20 protein-coding genes, 1 tRNA gene and 1 pseudogene are annotated in these 21,492 nt (G+C 75.0%); 10 read left to right on the forward strand and 12 right to left on the reverse strand.

The window, feature by feature from the left end:
• Positions 1–147: 147 nt before the first annotated feature.
• Entirely contained in the window at positions 148–1,173 is a 1,026-nt protein-coding gene (gene selD / locus ACIPM1_RS08535; protein ID WP_402430777.1) for a selenide, water dikinase SelD, read from the reverse strand.
• 110 nt (positions 1,174–1,283) lie between these two features.
• Here selD and ACIPM1_RS08540 point away from each other — a divergent pair.
• Positions 1,284–1,376, forward strand: a tRNA-Sec gene (locus ACIPM1_RS08540).
• 35 nt (positions 1,377–1,411) lie between these two features.
• On the opposite strand, the pseudogene ACIPM1_RS08545 reads toward ACIPM1_RS08540, so the two are convergent.
• A pseudogene (locus tag ACIPM1_RS08545) lies at positions 1,412–3,175 on the reverse strand (SelB C-terminal domain-containing protein); the annotation flags it as partial.
• Positions 3,176–3,180: 5 nt separating this feature from the next.
• Positions 3,181–4,557, reverse strand: coding sequence for an L-seryl-tRNA(Sec) selenium transferase (gene selA, locus ACIPM1_RS08550; protein WP_402430780.1), 1,377 nt, complete (start codon positions 4,555–4,557; stop codon positions 3,181–3,183).
• 248 nt (positions 4,558–4,805) lie between these two features.
• Between selA and ACIPM1_RS08555 the strand changes: the two genes are divergently transcribed.
• Positions 4,806–5,591 carry a calcium-binding protein gene (locus ACIPM1_RS08555; RefSeq protein ID WP_402430783.1) on the forward strand — a complete coding sequence of 262 codons (786 nt, stop codon included), beginning with the start codon at positions 4,806–4,808 and terminating at the stop codon, positions 5,589–5,591.
• A gap of 48 nt (positions 5,592–5,639) precedes the next feature.
• Here ACIPM1_RS08555 and ACIPM1_RS08560 read toward each other — a convergent pair whose 3' ends face one another.
• From ACIPM1_RS08560 to ACIPM1_RS08570, 3 genes are all read right to left on the reverse strand, one after another.
• Positions 5,640–6,056, reverse strand: a complete 417-nt coding sequence (locus ACIPM1_RS08560; protein WP_402430786.1) for a DUF4440 domain-containing protein — start codon at positions 6,054–6,056, stop codon at positions 5,640–5,642.
• A 123-nt stretch (positions 6,057–6,179) separates the two neighbouring features.
• Positions 6,180–7,187: a hypothetical protein gene (locus ACIPM1_RS08565; protein ID WP_402430789.1), complete on the reverse strand. Its 1,008-nt coding sequence runs from the start codon at positions 7,185–7,187 to the stop codon at positions 6,180–6,182.
• A 172-nt stretch (positions 7,188–7,359) separates the two neighbouring features.
• Positions 7,360–7,857 carry an MSMEG_6728 family protein gene (locus ACIPM1_RS08570; protein ID WP_402430792.1) on the reverse strand — a complete coding sequence of 166 codons (498 nt, stop codon included), beginning with the start codon at positions 7,855–7,857 and terminating at the stop codon, positions 7,360–7,362.
• Positions 7,858–8,049: 192 nt separating this feature from the next.
• Between ACIPM1_RS08570 and ACIPM1_RS08575 the strand changes: the two genes are divergently transcribed.
• The 8 genes from ACIPM1_RS08575 to hypA all read left to right on the forward strand — a co-directional run bounded on the left by ACIPM1_RS08575 (position 8,050) and on the right by hypA (position 14,678).
• Complete coding sequence (locus ACIPM1_RS08575; protein ID WP_402430795.1) at positions 8,050–9,669, forward strand: hypothetical protein; 1,620 nt, start codon at positions 8,050–8,052, stop codon at positions 9,667–9,669.
• Positions 9,666–10,754, forward strand: coding sequence for a hydrogenase expression protein HypE (locus ACIPM1_RS08580; RefSeq protein ID WP_402430798.1), 1,089 nt, complete (start codon positions 9,666–9,668; stop codon positions 10,752–10,754). The genes ACIPM1_RS08575 and ACIPM1_RS08580 overlap by 4 nt, the downstream gene beginning before the upstream one ends.
• A gap of 64 nt (positions 10,755–10,818) precedes the next feature.
• Positions 10,819–12,612: a nickel-dependent hydrogenase large subunit gene (locus ACIPM1_RS08585; protein WP_402430801.1), complete on the forward strand. Its 1,794-nt coding sequence runs from the start codon at positions 10,819–10,821 to the stop codon at positions 12,610–12,612.
• A complete protein-coding gene (locus ACIPM1_RS08590; RefSeq protein ID WP_356190858.1) occupies positions 12,605–13,222 on the forward strand; it encodes a NifU family protein in 618 nt (205 codons plus the stop codon). The genes ACIPM1_RS08585 and ACIPM1_RS08590 overlap by 8 nt, the downstream gene beginning before the upstream one ends.
• Positions 13,219–13,812 (forward strand): DUF5947 family protein, encoded by a 594-nt coding sequence (locus tag ACIPM1_RS08595; protein WP_402430804.1) that lies wholly within the window; start codon positions 13,219–13,221, stop codon positions 13,810–13,812. Before ACIPM1_RS08590 ends, ACIPM1_RS08595 begins: the two co-directional genes overlap by 4 nt.
• 66 nt (positions 13,813–13,878) lie before the next feature.
• A complete protein-coding gene (locus tag ACIPM1_RS08600; protein WP_402430807.1) occupies positions 13,879–14,085 on the forward strand; it encodes a hypothetical protein in 207 nt (68 codons plus the stop codon).
• Between the two features lie 22 nt (positions 14,086–14,107).
• Positions 14,108–14,314 (forward strand): hypothetical protein, encoded by a 207-nt coding sequence (locus ACIPM1_RS08605; protein ID WP_402430810.1) that lies wholly within the window; start codon positions 14,108–14,110, stop codon positions 14,312–14,314.
• Between the two features lie 7 nt (positions 14,315–14,321).
• The gene (gene hypA / locus ACIPM1_RS08610; protein ID WP_402430813.1) at positions 14,322–14,678 is read left to right on the forward strand and encodes a hydrogenase maturation nickel metallochaperone HypA; all 357 of its coding nucleotides are present in this window, start codon (positions 14,322–14,324) and stop codon (positions 14,676–14,678) included.
• A gap of 85 nt (positions 14,679–14,763) precedes the next feature.
• Here hypA and hypE read toward each other — a convergent pair whose 3' ends face one another.
• The 6 genes from hypE to ACIPM1_RS08640 form a co-directional block, all read right to left on the reverse strand.
• Positions 14,764–15,753: a hydrogenase expression/formation protein HypE gene (hypE, locus tag ACIPM1_RS08615; protein WP_402431822.1), complete on the reverse strand. Its 990-nt coding sequence runs from the start codon at positions 15,751–15,753 to the stop codon at positions 14,764–14,766.
• 115 nt (positions 15,754–15,868) lie between these two features.
• Positions 15,869–17,011 (reverse strand): hydrogenase formation protein HypD, encoded by a 1,143-nt coding sequence (gene hypD / locus ACIPM1_RS08620; protein ID WP_402430816.1) that lies wholly within the window; start codon positions 17,009–17,011, stop codon positions 15,869–15,871.
• The gene (locus ACIPM1_RS08625) at positions 17,008–17,343 is read right to left on the reverse strand and encodes a HypC/HybG/HupF family hydrogenase formation chaperone (protein WP_356190871.1); all 336 of its coding nucleotides are present in this window, start codon (positions 17,341–17,343) and stop codon (positions 17,008–17,010) included. The genes hypD and ACIPM1_RS08625 overlap by 4 nt, the downstream gene beginning before the upstream one ends.
• 95 nt (positions 17,344–17,438) lie before the next feature.
• Positions 17,439–19,829, reverse strand: a complete 2,391-nt coding sequence (gene hypF / locus ACIPM1_RS08630) for a carbamoyltransferase HypF (protein WP_402430819.1) — start codon at positions 19,827–19,829, stop codon at positions 17,439–17,441.
• Complete coding sequence (gene hypB / locus ACIPM1_RS08635) at positions 19,826–20,686, reverse strand: hydrogenase nickel incorporation protein HypB (protein ID WP_402430822.1); 861 nt, start codon at positions 20,684–20,686, stop codon at positions 19,826–19,828. Before hypB ends, hypF begins: the two co-directional genes overlap by 4 nt.
• Before the next feature lie 75 nt (positions 20,687–20,761).
• The gene (locus tag ACIPM1_RS08640) at positions 20,762–21,361 is read right to left on the reverse strand and encodes a hydrogenase maturation protease (RefSeq protein ID WP_402430824.1); all 600 of its coding nucleotides are present in this window, start codon (positions 21,359–21,361) and stop codon (positions 20,762–20,764) included.
• Positions 21,362–21,492: the final 131 nt, after the last annotated feature.

Consider the following 21,492-nt stretch of genomic DNA (forward strand, 5'->3'; position numbering starts at 1 on the left):
GCCTGCGCCCGGCCGCCCCCGCCTGCCAGGGGACGAACGGCCCTCGGGGTCCCGGTACCCGTCCGGGTCCGGTCTTGGCACCGGACCCGGCCCGCGGGACGACGACCGGGCGCCCCGAGTCACTCGAGGGCGCTCAGCACCGGACGCTCACTTCAGGACGACGGAGTGCGTCCCGCGGGGCACGAGTTCGCCCACCACGGGCGCCCCGGGCACCTCCCCCGCCACCAGCAGGCCGCCCGAGGTCTGGGCGTCGGCCAGGAGCAGCCGGGTGTCGGTGTCGGTGCCGCCGAAGTCCGTGAAGGGGGCGACCCAGTCCAGGTTGCGCCGGGTGCCGCCACTGACGTAGCCCTCGCGTACGGCCTCCCGGGCGCCGTCCAGCAGCGGCACGGCGGCGGTGTCGACGACCGCGGTCACGCCGGACGCCCGGGCCAGCTTGTGCAGATGGCCGAGGAAGCCGAAGCCGGTGACGTCGGTGGCGCAGCGGACGCCGGCGTCCAGGGCGGCCGCGGCCGCGTCCCGGTTGAGCGCCACCATGGTGGCGACCGCCTGCTCGAAGCGTTCGCCGGTGGCCTTGTGCCGGTTGTTCAGCACGCCGAGGCCGAGCGGCTTGGTCAGCGACAGCGGCACGCCGGGGCGTCCGGCGTCGTTCCGCAGCAGCCGCCCCGGATCCGCCAGTCCGGTGACGGCCATGCCGTACTTGGGCTCCGGGTCGTCCACGCTGTGCCCGCCGCCGACGTGGCAGCCGGCCTCGGTGGCGACGTCCAGCCCGCCGCGCAGCACCTCGCGCGCCAGGTCGAAGGGCAGCACCCCGCGCGGCCAGGCCAGCAGATTGACCGCGAGCACCGGGGTGCCGCCCATCGCGTAGACGTCGGACAGGGCGTTGGCGGCGGCGATGCGCCCCCAGTCGTAGGGGTCGTCGACGACCGGGGTGAAGAAGTCGGCGGTGGACACCATGGCCCGGGCGGGGCCGGGCCCCTGCCCGGGCAGCGCGACGACGGCCGCGTCGTCGCCGGTGGCCAGCCCGACCAGGAGCGGGGTGTCGCCCGTGGCGGGCGCGGACGCCATGAGGGAGCCGAGGACGTCCTCCAGCTCTCCGGGCGGGATCTTGCAGGCGCACCCGCCGCCGTGGGCGAACTGGGTGAGCCGTAGGGGCGTTTCGGGGGCCGTCGTCATGCCGCGTCTCCAACGGTCGGGGTTTTCGGGTTCTTCGGGCCGGGGGTGTGCCGGGTGGCCGGGGTGGTGTGCGGTGGCGGTCGTCGGCTCCGGTAGCCTGGCCGGGCGGTGGAGGCGTGTGGGTGCCTGGTGGCCCTCCCGGTCTTCAAAACCGAGGTGTCCGAGGATCTCGGGCAGGCGGGTTCGATTCCCGTCCGCCTCCGCTCTCCGCGCCGCTGCGGCATCGCCGGTGCCGGTCGTCGACGCGTTCCGTGAGGCCCTTGGCGTCGAGCAGTTCCAGCAGGGGCACCGCCACCCTCCGCGTGGTGTCCAGCGCCCGGCGCGCCTCGCTCAGCGTGAACGGCTGGGGAAGCCCGCGCAGGACGGCGGCGGCCCGGGCGTCCGCGCCGGGGAGCAGCACGATGCCGTCGGCGACCCGCAGCAGCGCGCCCGCGGCGACCGCGGCGGCCAGCGCCCTGCGGGTGAGCCCCAGTTCGGTGAGACGGTCGGCCTCGGGCGCGCGGAAGGGCGCCCGCTCCAGGTCCCGGCGCACGGCGTCGACGGCGGCCCGCAGCGGCGGCGGCAGCGTGGGCCGCACGCCCCCGGGCCCGTGCAGCCGGCCCTGGCGGCACGTCAGGCGCGGTTCGCCCGGCGTCGCGGCGAGCGCGTCCACCAGGGCCCGGTCGGGCAGGCCGAGCAGGCGGCGGGCCGCCTCGGTCGGCAGCCCCGGTTCGAGGGGGTGGTCCTTCGCGTACCGCTCCACCTCGGCGGCCAGCCGGGCGCGCAGCCCGGTCCAGTGGCCCTCGTCGGCGAGCCAGTCCCCGGCCCCGGGCGCGACGGGCGGCGCAACGCCCATGGCCAGCAGCTCCGAGCGCCGCACGAGCCTGCGGCGCCGCAGCTCCGCGGGCCCGTCGGGCACTCCGGTGAGGTCCGCGAGTTCGTCGGCCCGGGCCCGTCCGGCGCCACGCCGGTTCAGCCGCGGCGGGCGCACGTCCAGCACCGTCACGCCGCAGGGCGTCCGTCCGCCGCCCGGTTCGCGCAGCACAGCCTGGTCCCCCACGCGCAGGGGGAGGGCGCGGTCCAGGGTCAGCCGGGCGGTGTCCTTGCCCAGCGGTCTGACGGTCACCGGGACGGCGGCCGTGCCGAGGTGCAGGGTGGCGCGGCGGGGCAGTTCGTCGACGGGCTCGCCGGTGACCCGGACGTCGGCGACGGTGGTGGGCAGCCAGCGGCCGGGGGTCAGCAGCACCTGGCCGCGACGCAGGGCGCCGTCCACCGCTCCGTGCACGTTGACCGCCACGCGCGCGACGCCGCTGACGGCGGGGCGTTCCTCGTGCGCGGCCTGAAGCCCGCGCACCCGCAGTTCGGCCGAGCCGTCCCCGGTGACCAGCCGGTCGCCCACGCGCAGGGTGCCCGCGCCGAGCGTGCCGGTCACCACGGTGCCGTGACCGCGCACGGTGAAGGCCCGGTCCAGCCACAACCGCACGTCCGCGTCGGCGGGCGGCACGGGCAGCGCTCGGGCCGACCGGCCGAGCAGCGCCCGCAGTTCGTCCAGTCCGGCGCCGGTCACCGCGCTCACCGCGACGGACGGCACGGCGCCGAGCGAGGTGGCGGCCATGCGCTCCACGGCGTCGGCGCGCACGGGTTCGGGGTCGGCGAGGTCGCTGCGGGTGACCGCGAGGACGGCGTGCCGCACGCCGAGCGCGTCGAGGATCGCCAGGTGCTCCTGCGACTGCTGCTGCCAGCCCTGGTCCGCGGCGACGACGAACAGCACGGCGGGGACGGGGCCGACCCCGGCGAGCATGGTCGCGACGAACTTCTCGTGGCCGGGTACGTCCACGAAGGCCAGGTGTTCGCCGTCCGGGTGTTCCGCGTCCGGGTCGAGGCGGGTCCACACGAAGCCGAGGTCCAGGGTGAGCCCTCTGCGCCGCTCCTCCTCGTAGCGGTCGGGTTCCATCCCGGTCAGCGCCCGCACCAGGGCGGACTTGCCGTGGTCGACGTGTCCGGCGGTGGCCAGCACCCGCATGGCGGCTACCTCCCCGCGACCCGGCGTACGGCCGTGGCGAGCCGTTCGTCGTCCTCGGGCGGCACGGTCCGCAGGTCGAGCAGGCAGCGCCCGGCCTCCAGCCGTCCGACGACCGGGTCCGCTCCGGTGCGCAGCGGGGCGGCGTACGCCTCGGGCAGGGACAGCGCGGCGCTGGGCAGGGTCACACCGGGTGCGCCGCCTCCGCCCACCGTCGCGGCACTGTCGACGGCCCGTGCCTCGACGCCGTCGGCGGCCAGCGCCGCGGCGAGGCGGTCCGCCCGCCGCCTGAGCCGGCCGGCGTCGGCGGCCAGCGCGGCGGCGGTCGGGGAGGGCGGGCCGGTCAGGGTCGCCTCCAGGGCCGCCAGCGTCAGCTTGTCCACGCGCAGGGCGCGGGCCAGCGGGTGCCGTGCCATCGTCCGCACGATGTCCTCGGCGCCGAGCAGCAGTCCGCACTGGGGTCCGCCGAGGAGCTTGTCGCCGCTGGCGGTGACGAGACTGGCGCCGGACCGCAACTGGGTCTGCGCGTCGGGCTCGTCCGGGAGCAGCGGGTGGGGGGCGAGCAGTCCGGAGCCGATGTCGACGACGACCGGCACGCCCAGTCCCGCCAGCTCGTGGGCCTCGGCGGCGCGGGTGAAACCGGTGACGCGGAAGTTGGAGGGGTGCACCTTCAGCACGAACGCCGTCTCCGGGCCGATGGCGGCGGCGTAGTCGGCGGCCGTGGTGCGATTGGTGGTGCCGACCTCGCGGAGTCGCGCCCCGGTGGACACCAGCAGGTCCGGAAGCCGGAAGCCGTCCCCGATCTCCACCATCTCGCCGCGGCTGATGACGATCTCCCGGCCGGCGGCCAGCGCGGTGGCGGCCAGCAGCAGCGCGGCGGCGCCGTTGTTGACCACGTGCGCGGCGGCCGCCGCGGGCACCCGGTCGCACAGCGCGCGCAGGGCGCTGCGTCCGCGCCGGGCCCGCACTCCGGTCACCAGGTCCAGCTCGACGTCCGTGGGCCCGGAGGCGTCCTGGACCGCCTGCCGGGCCGCCGCCGACAGCGGCGCCCGGCCGAGGTTGGTGTGCAGCACCACCCCGGTGGCGTTGAGCACCGGCCGCAGTCCGCCGGACGTGGCGGGCAGCAGGGCGACCGCGGTGTCGGCGACGTCCTCGGGCGGGACGGCGCCGTCGCGTGCCCGCTCCTGGGCCCGCCGGACCGCCGCCTTGACCGTGTCCTGGCCCAGCCGGGCCGCCGCCGCGGCGAGCCGCGGATCGGCGAGGACGACGTCGGTGCGGGGGATCCGCCGCCGCGCGTCGGCGGGACCGGCGCCCCGTCCGGCGCCGCCGTCGGTCGCGGCCGTCCCGACGGCACCGGTCCGCTCCGGTGTGACCCGCTGTTCCACGAAGTGTCTCCCTCCGGGCCCGGCCTCCCGGCGTGTCCGGAAACCCGCTGTCCGGAACGTCCCGAGGGCGGCCCCATCGTCTCCCAGTGCCCACGGACGACACCGCGACACGCCTGATCGCCGCGGAGATCACCCCGTCCCGCGGCCGGTGCCGGAAGGGTTCTGCGGCCTCGAAGATCAACTTATAGTGGGCGCCGCCACGGAGCCGCCTTCCGGGCGGACATCCTCCGTGCTCACGAAGGAGACTTGTGCGAAGACGCGCCATACTCGCCGCGCTCGCCGTCACCGCGCTGGCCGGGATCACCGTCCCGGCCGCCTACGCGGACGACGGGACCGGTGACATCCAGATCGACAACGTGGTCGTCAACGGCGGCAAGAGCATCGTCGTCGGCACCACCGACCGCACGGTCACGGTGTCCGTGACGGCGAGCGACCCCTCCGGCATCTGGGACGCCGACTTCTCCCTGTGGCGGGGCCCGGACGGGGGCGACCCCTACTTCGACGCCACCGACAGCATCGCCACGGACCAGGACACCACCCCGGCGGACTGCGTGGCCGCGAGCGCCACGACGTCCACCTGCTCGAAGACGTTCACCTTCGAGCCCGACTGGTGGCAGACCAACGCCGACGCGGGCACGTGGAAGGTCGAGGTGCAGGCGTCGGCGAACGACGGCAGCTGGACCGACCGCTGGGCCTACGGCACCACGCGGCTGCAGCGCCTGTCGAAGCTGACGGTGAACGCGAGCCCGGAGCCGGTCGCCAAGGGCCAGACCCTCTCGGTCACGGGCAAGCTGTCCCGGGCCAACTGGGACAGCCTCGACTACCGGGGCTACGCCAACCAGCCGGTCAAGCTCCAGTTCCGCAAGGCCGGCAGCACCACCTACTCCACCGTCAAGACCGTGTACACCTCGAGCACGGGCGGGCTGAGCACCACGGCCACCGCGGCCGAGGACGGCTACTGGCGCTGGTACTTCACGGGCACCTCGACCACCCCCGCCGTCAAGGCGAGCGGCGACTACGTCGACGTGCAGTGACACCGTGCGGCCGGCACGTCCCCGTCGGGCCGGGCCGGCCGCCACGGCTCACGGCCGCGGCCGACGGCGGTTCATCCGGTGCCCGGCGGTACGGGGGGTGGCCTGGTGGTAGTACATCCGCCAGCCGTCCGCCCCGTCGCTCCTGCGCCAGAGCGAGCTGCGGCGGGCGCGCCGGCCGCCGGTGACGGTCTCGTAGGTGAGGTGCACAAGGCCCGGGGCAAGCACGACTCCCGTGATGTCCGACGGCTCGTGGCGGGGGCCGTGCGCGGTGCCGCCCTCGGGGTCCGGGAGCGCGGCGAGCATCTCCTCGCGGGTCCACCGCCGGCCCGAGGCGCCGACCTCGACGAACTCGGGGTCCAGCAGCCGGTCGGCCAGGGACCGTGACGCGCGCACCTCCGGGTCCATCAGGCTCAGTTCGCCGGCGACGGCCCCGGCCACCCCGCCCTCGTCCGCTTCTCGACTCATACGATCATCCTCGGCCAGGGCGCCCGGCCCCTCGCAACCGGATTTCCCCGTCGCTCACCCGCGGCCCGACCGGCGGCACGGGGCCCACGGGGTGGTCCGACGCGCCGGCACGGGGCCTCCGGATCACCCGGCGCGCCGGAACACCGCGGCGGGGCCGACGGCGCCGGGCCCGAACCTGTCCCGGATCCGGTCCATGGCCTCCTCGGCGACCAGCCGGGCCTCGCGTGCGCCGTCCAGGCTGATCTGCTCGGCCACCCGGTCGGCGTCGACGAGGTCCTCGGCCCTGAGGGCCATGCCGGTCAGACGGCCGCGCTGGAGTCCGGCGGCGTCCATCAGCCGGTAGGCCAGGGTGCGCAGGTCCTCGTCGTGCGCGGAGGGCTCCGGCAGACGGCGGGTGGTGTCCCACGAGGTGCCGCCGGCGAAGCGCAGCACCAGGGTCAGCGCTCTGGCGGCCTGGTGGCGCCCGCGCAGCAGGCGCCCGAGCCGGACGACCAGGTCCAGCAGGGCGGCCCGCACCTCGGCGCCCTCCAGGGCGTGCCGGGGGAAGGCGCAGCGCACGGAGGCCGAGGCGGGCAGCGCCCGGGGGACGACCGCGCGCGGATCGACACCGCGTGCCCGCTCGGCGGCCGACCGCCCGGCCCTGCCCCCGAGCAGCCGCTGCACCGTGGCGGGCGGGGTGGCGGCGAGCAGGCCCACGGTGTGGATGCCGTAGTCGTGCAGGGCCTCCGCCTGTCGCGGGCCGATGCCGTGGAGGGCCTCGACCGGCAGCGGCCCGAGCCACCGCGTGACCTGGCCGGGGTCGACGGCGAGGACGCCGCCCGGGGCGCCCACCTGCGCGGACGCGGTGGCCGCCACCGTGATCGAGGGGCCGATCCCGACCCGGACGTCGACGCCGAGCCGGGAGATCGTCCGCACCCGCAGCACCTCGCCCAGCCGGCGCGCGTCCGTGCCGTGGTAGCGCAGGGCCCCCTTCAGCTCCACCAGGGCCGCGGCCGGGGGCAGTGCCTGCACCACCGGGGACAGCTCCGCCAGCTGCTCCAGTACCTGCCGGTAGGTCTCCTCCGGCAGACGGTCGGGGCAGCGCACGTGCATCACCGTCGCCACCTCGGGCCCCCTCGCGTTCGCCGTCATGTCTCTCACCTCGCACGACCCACACTATCGAACTAAAATTCGAACACGCGAGGGCGGCGCGAGGCGTGTCCGGCGGGCACCCCCTGGCCGCGCCTCCAGGGGGACCCGCCCGGTCAGTCACCGCCCGGCGGGCGCCCTCCGGTCAGTCGCCGTCCGGAAGTCGCCCACCCGGTCAGTCGCCGCCCGGGGGGCGCGCCTCCCCCGCCCCTTCACGGTCCGACGACGGCCAGACGTACGGCACGTCGCCGGGCACCCCGGGAAAGAGCGCGGCGTAGGTGTCCGGGTCCTTGCGCACCAGTGCCGACCGGTGGCTGCGGTGCACGGCCTCGTCGCCGAGCCAGGGCGGCAGCTCTCCGGCGGCCGCCAGGTCGCGCTGGTCGCGCACCGGAGCCCCGGGGCGGACCGTGGCGAGGTCGGCGACGAGGGTGGCCGCGCAGCTGTCCTGGTGGCCCCGCTCCCGCCAGACACGGCAGACCTCCAGGCCGTAGCGGACCAGCGCCTCCTCGTACCCCGCCCACATGCGCACGGCCGGATGCCGGCGCCATCCGTAGCCGGGGACCGTCAGGCCGCGCAGCACCTGCACGGCCTCGACCCGCTGTTTGCCCAGGCGGCGGCGGTCGAGCACCCGCGCGGAGGCGGCGAAGTCGGCGTACGGCAGGAACGTCTGCATGGGGCCGTCCGGAGCGTGCGAAGGGGGCCGGGCCGGCTCGGACCGGCCCGGTCAGTCTTCCGGCATCCGCCCCGCGCGGCGTCCGCCGTTCACCTGACCGGCCCAGCCGCACTGGGCCGCAGGGGGCGAAGCCGCGTCAGCGGTGTGACGGTGGTGGAAGTGATGGTCCACGTGCGAATTCGAGGAGGCGTGATGCCGGAGGCCGTGGTCGAAGGTGGCGTTCCGTACGCCGCCCCCGTGGACGGCGAAGCCGAGTCCACGAGCCGTGGCGGGCATCCCTTCGCACGGCTGAGCGCGGTCGCCGACGCCGTCCTGTACGAGGGCTACCTGCTCTATCCGTACCGCCGCTCCTCGCCCAAGAACCGGGTGCGCTGGCAGTTCGGCGTCCTGCTGCCGCCCGACTGGGTCGAGCGCGACGGACCGGTCGTGCCGGGCGTCTCCGGCTCCGCCGACTCCTGGTACCAGCAGACCGAGTGCGTGCTGCGCGCCCGGAACACCGACGCCGTCTTACGCGTGCGGGTGCGCTTCCTGCAGATGCAGCACAAGCAGGTGGAGGAGGCCACCGGCGACGGCGGCCACCGTCCGGTGGAGTCGCTGCGGACGGCCGACGGCACGGCGCACCTGACCTTCGACGAGGCGGTGCCGCGGGAGACGGACCTCGTGGTCCCCCTGGCCGACCTGCTGCGCGGCGGGTTCACCGCCTCGGTGGGGGCGCCGGCCGGCGAGGAGACCGAGCCGCTGCCGGCGGGCGCGGGGCGGGTGGTGCGGCGGCGCCGGGAGGTCCGGGCGAGCGCCACGGTCGCCGCCGAGCGGTTGGCGGAGGACGTGTACCGGCTCCGGGTGCGCACCGAGAACACCGGGCGGGCGGCGGACCCACGGGCCGCGCGGGACGAGGTGCTGCGCGACGCCCTGATCGCCACGCACACCCTGGTCGGCGGCGAGGGGCTGGAGTTCGCCTCGCTCATCGACCCGCCCGCAGCCCTGAGCGACCACGTCCGCGACTGCCGCAACGCGTTCACCTTCCCCGTCCTCGGCGGCTGCTCCCCGGACGAGCTCGCGTCTCCCTCCCCCGGCGGCGCACCGCGCGACGGTGACACCGGGCCCGCCCTGCTCTCCGCCCCGATCATCCTTCCCGACCACCCGCGGGTGGCGCCGGAGAGCCCGGGCGATCTGCACGACGCCGGGGAGATCGACGAGATCCTGACGCTGCGCACCATGCTCCTGACCGACGAGGAGAAGCGCGAGGCACGCGCCACCGACCAGCGGGCGGCCGAGATCCTGGACCGGGTCGACTCCATGCCCCAGGAGGTCTTCGCCCGGCTGCACGGCGCCATCCGCTCCCTGTCCCCGGCCAATCCCGCGGCGCCCGGGGCGCCTGCGGCGCCCACGGCGCCCACGGACCCGGGCCCAGGGCGCGCCGCCTGGTGGCGGGAGGACGCCGACGACGGCCTGTCACCCGCCACCGACACGGTGCCCGTCGACGGCGTGCCCGTGGGGCGCGGCAGCCGCGTGCGGCTGTGCCCGCGGGGCCGGGGCGCCGACGCGCAGGACATGTTCCTGCTCGGGCGGACCGCCCAGGTCGCCGCCGTCTTCCACGACGTGGACGGCAGCACGCACCTCGCGGTCACCCTCGACGACGACCCCGCCGCCGAACTCAACGGCTGGTACGGACGCTTCCACTACTTCCGGCCCGAGGAACTCGAGCCGCTCACGGACACCCCGGACGAGCCGCCCGAGGCGACTCCCGCCGCACCTGTGGCGGCGGCACCCGACCGACTCCGAGACCCCCTGCAGGGGAGGCCGAACACATGAGCACGCACACCGGCACCACCGACGTCAGCCGAGAACCCAGCCGGGCCGAGGAGCGGAAGGGCTTCGACGAGGTCACCATCCTGTGGATCTCGGAAGGGATGAGCTGCGACGGCGACACCGTCTCGCTGACGGCCGCCGACCAGCCCTCCCTGGAGGACCTGGTGCTCGGCCTGATCCCCGGCCTGCCGAAGGTGAACCTGGTCAACAAGGTGCTCTCGCCGAGTCTGGGCGGCGAGGACTTCCTCGCCCCCTACCGGGCGGCGGCGCGCGGTGACCTGGCCCCCTTCATCCTCGTCATCGAGGGGTCGATCCCGAACCAGAACGTCATCAAGGGCGACGGCTACTGGACGTCCTTCGGCAACGACCCGGACACCGGCGAACCGCAGACCCTGAACTGGTGGATCGACCAACTGGCGCCCAAGGCCTGGGCGGTGGTGGCCGCCGGCACCTGCGCCGCCTACGGCGGCATCCACGCCATGGCCGGCAACCCCACCGGCTGCATGGGGCTCGCGGACTACCTGGGCTGGGACTACAAGTCGCAGGGCGGCCTGCCGGTCGTCAACGTGCCCGGCTGCCCCATCCAGCCCGAGAACTTCATGGAGACGCTGATCTGGACGCTGTACCACGCGGCCGGCTCGGCTCCCCCGCCGCCGCTGGACCACATGCTGCGCCCGCAGTGGCTGTTCGGGAAGACGGTGCACGAGGGCTGCGACCGGGGCTCGTACTACGAGCAGGCCACCTTCGCCAAGGACTACAACTCCCCCAAGTGCCTGGTGAAGACGGGCTGCTGGGGCCCGGTCGTCAACTGCAACGTGCCCAAGCGGGGCTGGATGGCCGGCATCGGCGGCTGCCCCAACGTCGGCGGCATCTGCATCGGCTGCACCATGCCCGGCTTCCCCGACGCGTTCATGCCGTTCATGGACGAGCCTCCCGGCGGCACGCTGTCGTCGCTCGCCATCAAGCCGTACGGGGCCGTCATCCGCCGACTGCGCGGGCTGACCAACGAGATGGTGAACCACGAACCCAGATGGCGCCACAACAAGCGCAAGCTGACCAGCGGTTACGACCCGCACTGGCGCCCCTGATGCCGCGCGGACCGCACACCCACCCAGAACCACGGAACACGGACAGCGAGGGGCAGTAACGCAGATGACCACTACCGAGGCCCGGCCCACGGGGCGCAAGCCCGCACAGATCGTGGACATGTCCTGGGATCCGATCACCCGGATCATCGGCAACCTGGGCATCTACACGAAGATCGACTTCGCCAACCAGGAAGTCGTCGAGTGCCACAGCACCTCGTCGCTGTTCCGCGGCTACTCGGTGTTCATGAAGGGGAAGGACCCGCGCGACGCCGGGTTCATCACCTCGCGCATCTGCGGCATCTGCGGCGACAACCACACCACGTGCTCCGACTACGCCCAGCAGATGGCCTACGGCGTCAAGCCGCCGCGGCTGGCCGAGCACATCGTCAACCTCGGCGAAGCCGCCGAGTACATGTTCGACCACACGATCTTCCAGGACAACCTGGTGTTCGTGGACTTCTGCGAGGCCATGGTCAAGGCCACCAACCCCGGTGTGCTCGCCCGCGCCGAGCGCACCCCCGCGCCCCGCGGCGACGTCCACGGCTACCGGACCATCGCCGACATCATGAAGGCGTTCAACCCCTTCGAGGGCGAGGTCTACAAGGAGGCCCTGAAGGTCAGCCGGGTCACCCGGGAGATGTTCTGCCTGATGGAGGGGCGGCACGTCCACCCCTCCACGCTGTACCCGGGCGGGGTCGGCACGATGCCGACGCCCAGCACCTTCACCGACTACCTCAGCCGGCTGATGCGCGTCATCGACTTCGTGAAGAAGGCGGTGGCGATGAACGACGACGTCTTCGACTTCTTCTACGAGGCGCTGCCCGGCTACGAGGAGGTCGGCAAACGCCGTATCCTGCTGGGCTGCTGGGGCGCCTTCCAGAACCCCGACGTCGTCGACTACCGCTACGAGACGATGAACACCTGGGGCAAGGCGATGTACGTCACCCCCGGCATCATCGTCGACGGCAAGCTCGTCACCAACAACCTGGTCGACATCAACCTGGGCCTACGCATCATGCTCGGCAGCTCCTTCTACGAGGACTGGGTCAACGAGCAGCCCTTCGTCACCCACGACCCGCTCGGCAACCCCGTCGACATGCGGCACCCGTGGAACCAGACCACACTGCCGGTGCCGCAGAAGCGCGAGTTCGAGGGCAAGTACAGCTGGGTGATGAGCCCGCGCTGGTACCACCCGGAGACCGGGCAGCACCTGGCCCTGGACACCGGCGGCGGCCCGCTCGCCCGGCTGTGGTCGACCGCGCTGAGCGGCCTGGTGGACACCCCCTACGTCAAGGCGACCGGCGACAGCGTGCGCATCTCCCTGCCCAAGGGCGAGACGCTGCCGGAGACCACGCTGGAGTGGCGGATCCCGCAGTGGAGCAACACCATCGAACGGGACCGCGCCCGGCCCTACTTCGTCGCCTACGCGGCCGCCATGGCTCTGCAGTTCCTGGAGGAGGCCATGGGGCTGATCCGGGCCGGCGACACCAAGGTGTTCGAGAACTTCGAGGTGCCGGACGAGGCGATCGGCTGCGGGTTCCACGAGGCCGTGCGCGGCGTCCTCTCCCACCACCTGGTGATCAAGGACAAGAAGATCGCGAACTACCACCCGTACCCGCCCACCCCGTGGAACGCCAGCCCCCGCGACATCTACGGCACCCCCGGGCCGTACGAGGACGCCGTGCAGGGCCAGCCCATCTTCGAGGAGAACGGGCCGGACGACTTCAAGGGCGTCGACATCATGCGCACCGTGCGCAGCTTCGACCCCTGTCTGCCGTGCGGGGTGCACATGTACATGGGCAAGGGCAAGACGCTCACCACCCTGCACTCGCCGACGTACGGGGCCAACCATGGCTGAGGCGGGGCAGGACTCCCCCGCCGGCTCCCCCGCCGGACGGCTCGCCGACCCGGCCGTCGAGGCACGGCTCGCCCGGCTCGACGAGCTGCTGGCGGGGCTGGAGTCCGCGCCCGGCCCGACGGTGCGCGGTGCGATCGAGGCCGTACGGCTGCTCACCGAGGTCTACGGCGAGGCGCTGGCCCGCGTGCTGGACCACGCGGACGGCCCGACGGCCGGCCGCCTGGCCGAGGACGAGCTGCTGGGGCACCTGCTGGTGCTGCACGAGATCCACCCCGAGTCGGCCGAGCACCGCGCCGCCCGCGCGGTGGAGCGGCTGCGGCCCGCCGTCCGCGAACGCGGCGGCGACCTGGAGTGGGCCGGCGTGGAGGACAAGGCGGACGGCCGGGTCGGCCGGGTGCGCCTGACCACCGGCGGCGGATGCGGTTCCGGCTGCGGCGGCGGGACGGACGACGTCGCCGACGCGGTCCGCGCCGCGGTGCTCGCGGCGGCCCCGGAACTGACGGCGGTGGAGCCGGTGCCGGACGGGAACGAGCGGCGCCCGGCGCCCGCGTTCGTCCCGCTGGACGCGCTGGCGGTCCGGGCCGCGCCGCGGGTGCGGGAGGCCCGGTGAGCACGGACGGAGCACTGGCCCGCGTCATCCGCTCCGCGGGCGACCGGGCGGCGGAGCAGGCCGAGGGGTGCGACCTGTGCGCGGCCCCGGTGGCCGACGAGCACCCCCACCTGTACGACACCGGCCAGGACGAGGTGCGCTGCGTCTGCGGCCCCTGCTCGGTGCTGTTCCCCGGGGACGGGGCGGGCGACGGGCACTTCCGCCTGGTGCCCCGGCGCCGGATCCGGCTGCCCCACCTGGACACCGGGCCGCTGGGCGTGCCGGTCGGCCTGGTCTTCTTCGTGCCGCGCGCCGACGGCACGGTCACAGCCCAGGGCCCGAGCCCGGCGGGTGCCATGCGGTGGGAGGTGGAGGCGGCCGCCTGGCAGCGGATGGCCGCCCTGTGTCCGCAGCTCGCCTCCGTGGAACCCGAGGTGGAGGCGCTGCTGGTGAACACCGTGCACGGTCTCGACCACCACTGGATCGTGCCGATCGACGACTGCTTCCGGATGGTGGCCGTGGTCCGCCGGGAGTGGCGGGGCCTGTCCGGCGGCGGCCGGGTGTGGCCCGCCGTCGAGCGGTTCTTCGCGGACCTCACCGAGCGTCCGTGAGCACGCGCTCCGCCGGACCGCCCCCGAGGGCGGGAGCGGCGGAGGCGAGGAGGAAGGAGAGCACCCATGGGCAGCATCCGAGTGGGCCGGCCCCAGGCCCGGCCCGACATGCCCACGCATGTGCCCGGTACGCACCAGGGCAACACCGGCCCCTACGCGGAGCAGACCGGGCACCACGAGGACGGCACCGCCGACGCGCGCCGCTCCACCGGGATCCACTGGAAGCGGCATGACACGCTCCTGAAGGTCATGCCGAACATCTCACCTGGATGACAGACAGCAGGGAGTGGCCGTGATGAAGCTCCAACGAGCGAGAACGAGGGGCGCGGCGGGCGCCGGCAGAGGTGCCGGCGGAACGGCGCGGCGCGTGCTGGCGGCCCAGGCCGCCCTGACGGGCGGACTGGCGCTGGCGCTGTTCGCCTGGTTGTACCCCAGCCTGATGCGCGAGGTGCGGATCTGGCGCATGACCGGTGGCTTCCGCGCGGGCCACCGGTACCCGTGAGCCCGTCGTGCACGAGTTGTCGATCGCGACCGCGATCGTGGAACAGGCCGGAGACCTCGCCCGCGCCGACGGGACGGACGCCGTCGCGGCGGTGACCGTCCGCGTGGGCGAGTTGGCCGGTGTCGTGCCCGACGCGCTGGCCTTCGCCTTCGAGGTGGCGCGCGACGGGACCGCGCTCGCCGCGGCCCGGCTCGTCGTCGAGCAGGTTCCCGCGCACGCCTACTGCGCCCCGTGCGCAGAGGAGTTCCCGGTGGGCATGCCCCCGTTCTTCTGGTGTCCGCGCTGCGACCGCCCGTCGCAGGAGCTGCGGAGGGGGCGGGAGCTGGAGATCACCGGGATCGAGCCGGTGCCGGCGCCGCCCTGACGGGCCGGGAGACGGAACGACCGGCCCCGCCGGAGCGATGCGCTCCGGCGGGGTCGGCGCCTGGTCGAGTCCGTGCGCTGCGGGCTCAGCAGATGCGCGGCAGTTGCTCACCGAGCGGCAGGTCCACCACCCGCGTGCCGCCGAGGCCGGTGGAGACCACGACCATGCCGGGGTGGTCGGCGACGCACTCGCCGATGACGGCGGCGCCGCCGCCTCGCGGATGGGCGCGCATCGCCGCGAGGACGGCCTCCGCCTCCGGCCCCGGTACGAAGGCGACGAGCCGGCCCTCGTTGGCGACGTAGAGCGGGTCGAGGCCCAGGAATCCGCAGGCGTTGACGACCGCGTCCGGGACCGGGATCGCGCGCTCCCGCAGCCGTACGCCGGTGCCGGAGGCGCGGGCGATCTCGTTGAGGGAAGCGGCGAGCCCGCCCCGGGTGGGGTCGCGCAGCACATGGATGTCCGGGGTGACCGCGAGCATGGCCGCCACCAGGTCGGCGAGGGGCGCGGTGTCGCTGGCGACCTCGACACCGAACTCCAGGCCCTCCCGCACGCTCATGATCGCCACACCGTGGAGGCCGATGGGCCCGCTGACGATGACGGCGTCGCCCGGCCGGGCCCGCTGCGGGCGGATGTCCACGCCCTCGGGGACGAGACCGACGCCTGCCGTGGTGACGTACACGCCGTCGCCGTGCCCGGACTCCACCACCTTGGTGTCGCCGGTGGCCACGGTGACGCCCGCCGCCTCGGCGGCCGCGCCCATGGCGCGGGCCACCCGCTCGACGACGTCGAGGCCGACGCCCTCCTCCAGGACGAAGGCCGTGGACAGGTAGGCGGGCCGGGCGCCGCTCATCGCCAGATCGTTGACGGTGCCGTTGACCGCCAGGTCGCCGAGGCAGCCGCCGGGGAAGAACAGCGGCCGGACGACGTAGGAGTCGGTGGAGAACGCCACCCGGGCGCCGCCGAGGTCGAGGACCGCCGAGTCGGCGAGCGCGGCGAGGGTGGGGTTGCCGTAGGCGGGGGCGAAGACCTGCTCGATCAGCTCGGCGGACAGGGCGCCGCCTCCCCCGTGCCCCATCACCACCACGGGCTGGTCGCGCAGCGGGGCGGGGCAGGTCCAGTTCGCGGGGTCGACGGGGGCGGGTTCGGCGGGGGCGGCGCCTCGGGGAGCCGTGGCCGCCGTGGAAGCCAGTTCAGCCAACGGAGTTCATCTCCTCCTGCGGGATGCGGGAGCCCTGCGGGGCCGAACCGTTCATCCGCCGGTACAGGTAGTAGGCCGCGCAGGCGCCCTCGCTGGAGACCATGGTGGCGCCGAGCGGGGTGCGCGGGGTGCAGGTGGTGCCGAACGCGGCGCACTCGGTCGGCTTGATCAGGCCCTGGAGGACCTCGCCGGCCCGGCACTCGGCGGGCTCCTCGGTGCGGATGCCGCCGACGTCGAAGCGGTGCTCGGCGTCGTGGGCGCGGAAGGCTTCGGACAGGCGCCAGCCGCTGCCCGGGATGCGTCCGATGCCGCGCCAGTTGCGGTCGGTGACCTCGAACACCTCCTCGATCATGCGCAGCGCGGCCGGATTGCCCTGCTCGCGGACGGCGCGGGGGTAGGCGTTCTCCACGCGGTGCTCGCCGCGCTCCAGCTGGTGGACGGAGCGCCGGATGCCCTCGAGGATGTCCAGCGGTTCGAAGCCGGTCACCACGATCGGCACGCGGTGCCGCTCGGCCAGCTCCGGGTACTCGGCGGTGCCCATCACGCTGCACACGTGCCCGGCGGCGAGGAAGCCCTGCACCCGGCAGGCGGGCGCGCTCATGATGGCCTCGACGGCCGGTGGCACCCGCACGTGGGAGACCAGCAGGCTGAAGTTGTCCAGGCCCATGCGGCGGGCCTGGTGCACGGCCATGGCGTTGGCCGGGGCGGTCGTCTCGAAGCCGATGGCGAAGAAGACGACCTGACGGTCGGGGTGCCTGCGCGCGAGCTGGAGGGCGTCCAGCGGCGAGTACACCACGCGTACGTCACCGCCCTCGCCCTTGACCCGGAACAGGTCCCGGCCGGTGCCCGGCACCCGCAGCATGTCCCCGAAGGAGCAGAAGATCACCTCGGGGCGGGAGGCGATCTCCAGCGCCTTGTCGATGACCTCCAGCGGGGTGACGCACACCGGGCAGCCCGGGCCGTGGATCAACTCCACCTCTTCGGGCAGCAGTTGGTCGATGCCGTGCCGGATGATCGAGTGGGTCTGACCGCCGCAGACCTCCATCAGCGCCCAGGGCCGGGTGACCGTCGCGCGGATCTCGTCCAGCAGCCGCCGCGCCAGGCCGGGGTCGTTGAACTCGTCGATGTACTTCATCGCACCTCACTCCCGTTCTCCCCGCTCTCCGCGGCCACGGGGGCGTGCGGGGCGGCGCTCCCGGACTGTCGCGCCGCCTGCTCCCAGGCGTCGCCGAACTCCTCTTCCAGCAGCCCGAGTTGCTCGAACAGCTCCAGGGACGCCCGCGCCGACTCCTCGTCCAGGCGCTGCAGGGCGAACCCGACGTGGACGATGACGTACTCCCCCACCCGCACATCGGGCAGGTACTCCAGACACGCCTGTTTCTGCACCCCACCGAAGTCGATCAGACCGGTGAGCGGGTCGGCGCTGTCGTCGATGGCCACGACTTTGCCGGGCACTGCCAAGCACATGGGTCACTCCGTCTCGTCGCTGTGTGCGGTCGCCGGTTCTGCGGCCGTCCCGTCGTCGGCCGGCCTCCTCGTGCGGGGGCCGGGGCGGTCGCCGCTCATCGGGCGGCTCTCGGGGGCGGCCGGCGGCCCGGTGGCCGGTGGGCCGCGACCAGGAGCTGTCCGAGCGCCAGCCCGCCGTCGTTCGGCGGGACCTCGCCGTGGCGCAGCACGGTGAAGCCGTCCGCCGCCAGCAGCGCGGTGCACTCCTCCTCCAGCAGGCCGTTGGCGAAGACGCCGCCGCTGAGGGCGACGGTGCCGAGCCCGGTGGCCGTACGGGCGCGCCGGCAGATCTCGGCGACGGCCCGCGCGACGCCCCGGTGGAAGCGGGCCGCGAGCACCGGCGCCGGGGTCCCGCGCCGCAGGTCGGTCAGGAGCGCCCGCAGCAGCGGCGCCGGGTCGCACTCCAGGGGGCCGGGGCCGGTGGTGAACCCGAAGGCGTAGGCCGCCGTCTCCCGCGCCCAGGCGCGGGCGGCCGCGGCCTCCAGTTCGAGCGCGGCCTGCGCCTCGTATCCCGCGCGCTGGCACACGCCGGTCAGGGACGACACGGCGTCGAAGAGCCGGCCCATGCTGGAGGTCGGCACGCAGGCCACCTGGCGCGTCAACTGCCTTTTCAGGACGGTCAGTTCCTCAGGGGTGCAGGCGGTGACGCTGGGCAGGCGGGGCTCCCACGGCAGGCCGGCCGCCCACAGCCGGGCCAGCGCCAGCCGGCACGGGTTGGCCACTCCGGCGTCCCCGCCCGGCAGCGGGGCGGGGGCCAGGCGGGCGAAGCGCCGGTAGCCCGCGTAGTCGGCGAGCAGCACCTCGCCGCCCCACACGGTGCCGTCGTCGCCGTAGCCGGTGCCGTCGAAGGCGACGCCGATCACGGGGGTGGTGCCGTCGAGGCCGTGCTCGGCCATCGCCGAGGCGATGTGCGCGTGGTGGTGCTGCACGAACAGGGTTTCCGGCGCCCGGAGTTCGGCGGCCCGGCAGCGGGCCAGGCGGGATGAGTGGTAGCCGGGGTGCCGGTCGGCGGCGACCAGCGTGGGGGTGACTCCGGTCAGCCGCAGCAGCTGCCGTTCGACTCGGCCGGCGGCCTGGAGCGCGGCCAGGTCCCCCATGTCGCCGATGTGCGGCCCGAACCAGGCGTGGTCACCCTCGCCGACGCACGGGGCGTTCTTCAGGTCGCCGCCCATCGCGAGCGCCGCACGCACCGGGACCGCCAGGCTCAGCGGGCGGGGCACGTACCCGCGGGAGCGGCGCAGCACCTGCTCGGTGCCGTCGGGGCGGACCCGCAGCAGCGAGTCGTCGCACGGCGAGGCGACGGGGCGGTCGTGGGCCAGCCAGGCGTCGGCGAGTCCGGCCAGCCGGGTCAGTGCCTCGCCGTCGTCCGTGACGATGGGCTCGCCGGAGCGGTTGCCGCTGGTCATGACCAGCACGCGGGGGCCGGGGGGATCGCCGGGCAGCCCGAACAGCAGGGTGTGCACGGGGGTGTAGGGCAGCATCACGCCGACGTGCGGGCTGCCCGGGCACACCTCGTCGGCCAGCCGCGGGCCGTCCGCGCCGGTGCGCCGGCGCAGCAGGACGATGGGGCGCCGGGGGCCGGTCAGCGCGGCCCGCTCCGCGCCGGTCAGGACCGCGATCCGCTCCGCGGTGGCGAGGTCTGCGCACATCACCGCGAAGGCCTTGCCGCCGCGCTCCTTGCGGCCGCGCAGCGTGGCGACGGCCCGCGGGTCGGTGGCGTCGCAGGCCAGGTGGTAGCCGCCGACACCCTTGACGGCGACGATCCGTCCAGCGGCGAGCAGCGCCCGGGCGGCCGTCAGCGCGTCCGTGTCCCGGGCCGCGTGGCCTGCGCCGTCGCCGTGGCCGTCCTCCCGGGCGGTCACCAGGCGCAGCCGGGGCCCGCAGTCGGGGCAGGCCACGGGCTGGGCGTGGAAGCGGCGGTCGGCGGGATCGCCGTACTCCCGGGCGCAGCCGGGGCACATCGGGAAGCCGGCCATGGTGGTGACCGCGCGGTCGTACGGCATCGCGGTGGCGATGGTGAAGCGGGGGCCGCAGTGGGTGCAGGTGATGAACGGGTGCCGGTGGCGGCGGTCGGCCGGATCGGCCAGTTCGCGCAGGCAGTCGGCGCAGGTGGCGGTGTCGGGCGGGAGCTGCGTGCGCCCCGGGGTGTGCTCGGAGGGGCGGATGGAGAAGGAGCCGGTCGCGCCGGTGGCGGGAACCTCCTCCAGTCCGACGGCGGTGACGGCGGCCAGCGGCGGCGGCTGCTCGGCCAGCCGGTCGCAGAACCGTGCGACGCCGTCCGGCGGGCCCTCGACCTCGATCACCACCCCGCTCGCGGTGTTGCTCACGAACCCGGCCAGTGCGAGGTCGGCGGCCAGGCGGTGCACGTAGGGCCGGAAGCCGACGCCCTGCACCGTGCCGCGCACGGTGAGCCGGCGGCGTACCGGCCCGGTGGCGGGTGCGGTCATGAGGCCTGGGTGGACGCCGGGTCGGGGTGTGCGGGGTGGCCGCCGCGGGCCTCGGTGCCGGGGCTCGCGTGCTCGTGGGCGTGGCTGTGGGCGTGCCGTTCGTCGTGGGCGGGGTCGCCGTCGTGCTCGTGGCCGTCGGCGTCGTCGTGGTCGCCGTGGTGGTGGCCGTGCGGGTGGGGTGCGAGCGGGGGGCGGTGCGGCGGGACGCCGTCACGGGCGGCGAGCGCCCGTTCCAGGAGGACGTCCACGCCCTCGCCGGTGCGGGCGCACGACCGTACGATCTCCACCCCCGGGTTGACGCGGTGCACATGGGCGCGGAAGGCGCCCTCGTCGAAACCGGCGGCCTCGGCGAGGTCCGTCTTGGTGATCACGACCAGGTGGGCGGAGCCGAACGCGGTGGGGTACTTCAGCGGCTTGTCCTCGCCCTCGGTCACCGCCATCAGCGCGATCCGCAGGGTCTCGCCGAGGTCGTACGAGGCCGGGCAGACGAGGTTGCCCACGTTCTCCACGAACAGCACCGAGGTGCCGGCCGGGAGCCAGCCCGCCAGCCGGCTGCGGACCTGCCGGGCCTCCAGATGGCACAGCCCGTCGGTGAGCAGCTGCTGCACCGGCGCCCCCGAACGGGCCAGCCGGACGGCGTCGTTCTCGGTGGCCAGGTCCGCGGTCAGCGCGGCCACCGGGACGCCCCGCTCGACCGCGCGGGCCAGCACCCGGCCGAGCAGCTCGGTCTTGCCGCTGCCCGGGCTGGAGAGCAGGTTGACCACGGCGACGCCCTGCCGGGCCAGGTCGCGGCGCAGGGCCGCGGCCAGGTCGTCGTTCTTGGCGAGGACCGCCTGCTTGACGTCGGACCGGCACATGGGCGCTGCTCCTCGGGTCGGCTCGGGAGGGGCGGCCCGGGTCCGCCCGCCGCGCGGCGGGCGGGCCCGGGTCCGTCACCGATCTTCGGGGCCGTCGGCCGCGAGGTGCGGCAGCGCAGCCGTGTGCGGCCGGTCCGATTCCTCCGGGCGGCCCAACGCCGGTGTGGCCGCCGGGTCGGCGAGGAGCAGCGGGACCAGGGTGTGCAGCGCCGTCACGGCCCGCCCGACGGCCTCCCGGACCGGTGCGCTGATCCCGGGCACGATGTCCTCGTCGTCGCGCGGCAGCACCTGCGGCTCGCAGGCCAGGACGAGGACCCTGGGCAGCGGGCCGTCGCCCAGGTGCGCGGCCAGCGCCAGCACCTTGGCCGGGTCCATGCCGTGCGCCTCCGGCGGGGCCCCGGACGCCGTGCCGTCGGGCGGTTCCGGCTCGACCAGGGTCAGGGTGCCGGGCCGGTGGCCGCGGGCCGCGGTGTCGACGAGGACCGCCACGTCGTAGCCGTCCAGCAGTTCGTACGCCAGGTCCAGGCCACGGATGCCGAAGTCGCGGGCCCGCACGGCGGTTGGCAGCGGGCGGTCCCGCAGGGCCCGCATCACCTCGGGGCCGAAGGCGTCGTCCGCGAGGAAGATGTTCCCGACGCCCGCCACCAGCAGGCGGGCGGGGCGCGTGGCGGTCATCGGCCGTTCCCGGTGGGCGCGGTGGCGCCGGGCGCGATGCCGGTGGGCGGGATGCCGGTGGGCGGGATGCCGGTGGGCGGGATGCCGGTGGGCGGGATGCCGGTGGGCGGGATGCCGGTGGGCGGGATGCC

Origin of the sequence: Streptomyces sp. NPDC086766, from assembly GCF_044746005.1 — a bacterium.
In the GTDB taxonomy this organism is placed as follows: Bacteria; Actinomycetota; Actinomycetes; order Streptomycetales; family Streptomycetaceae; genus Streptomyces.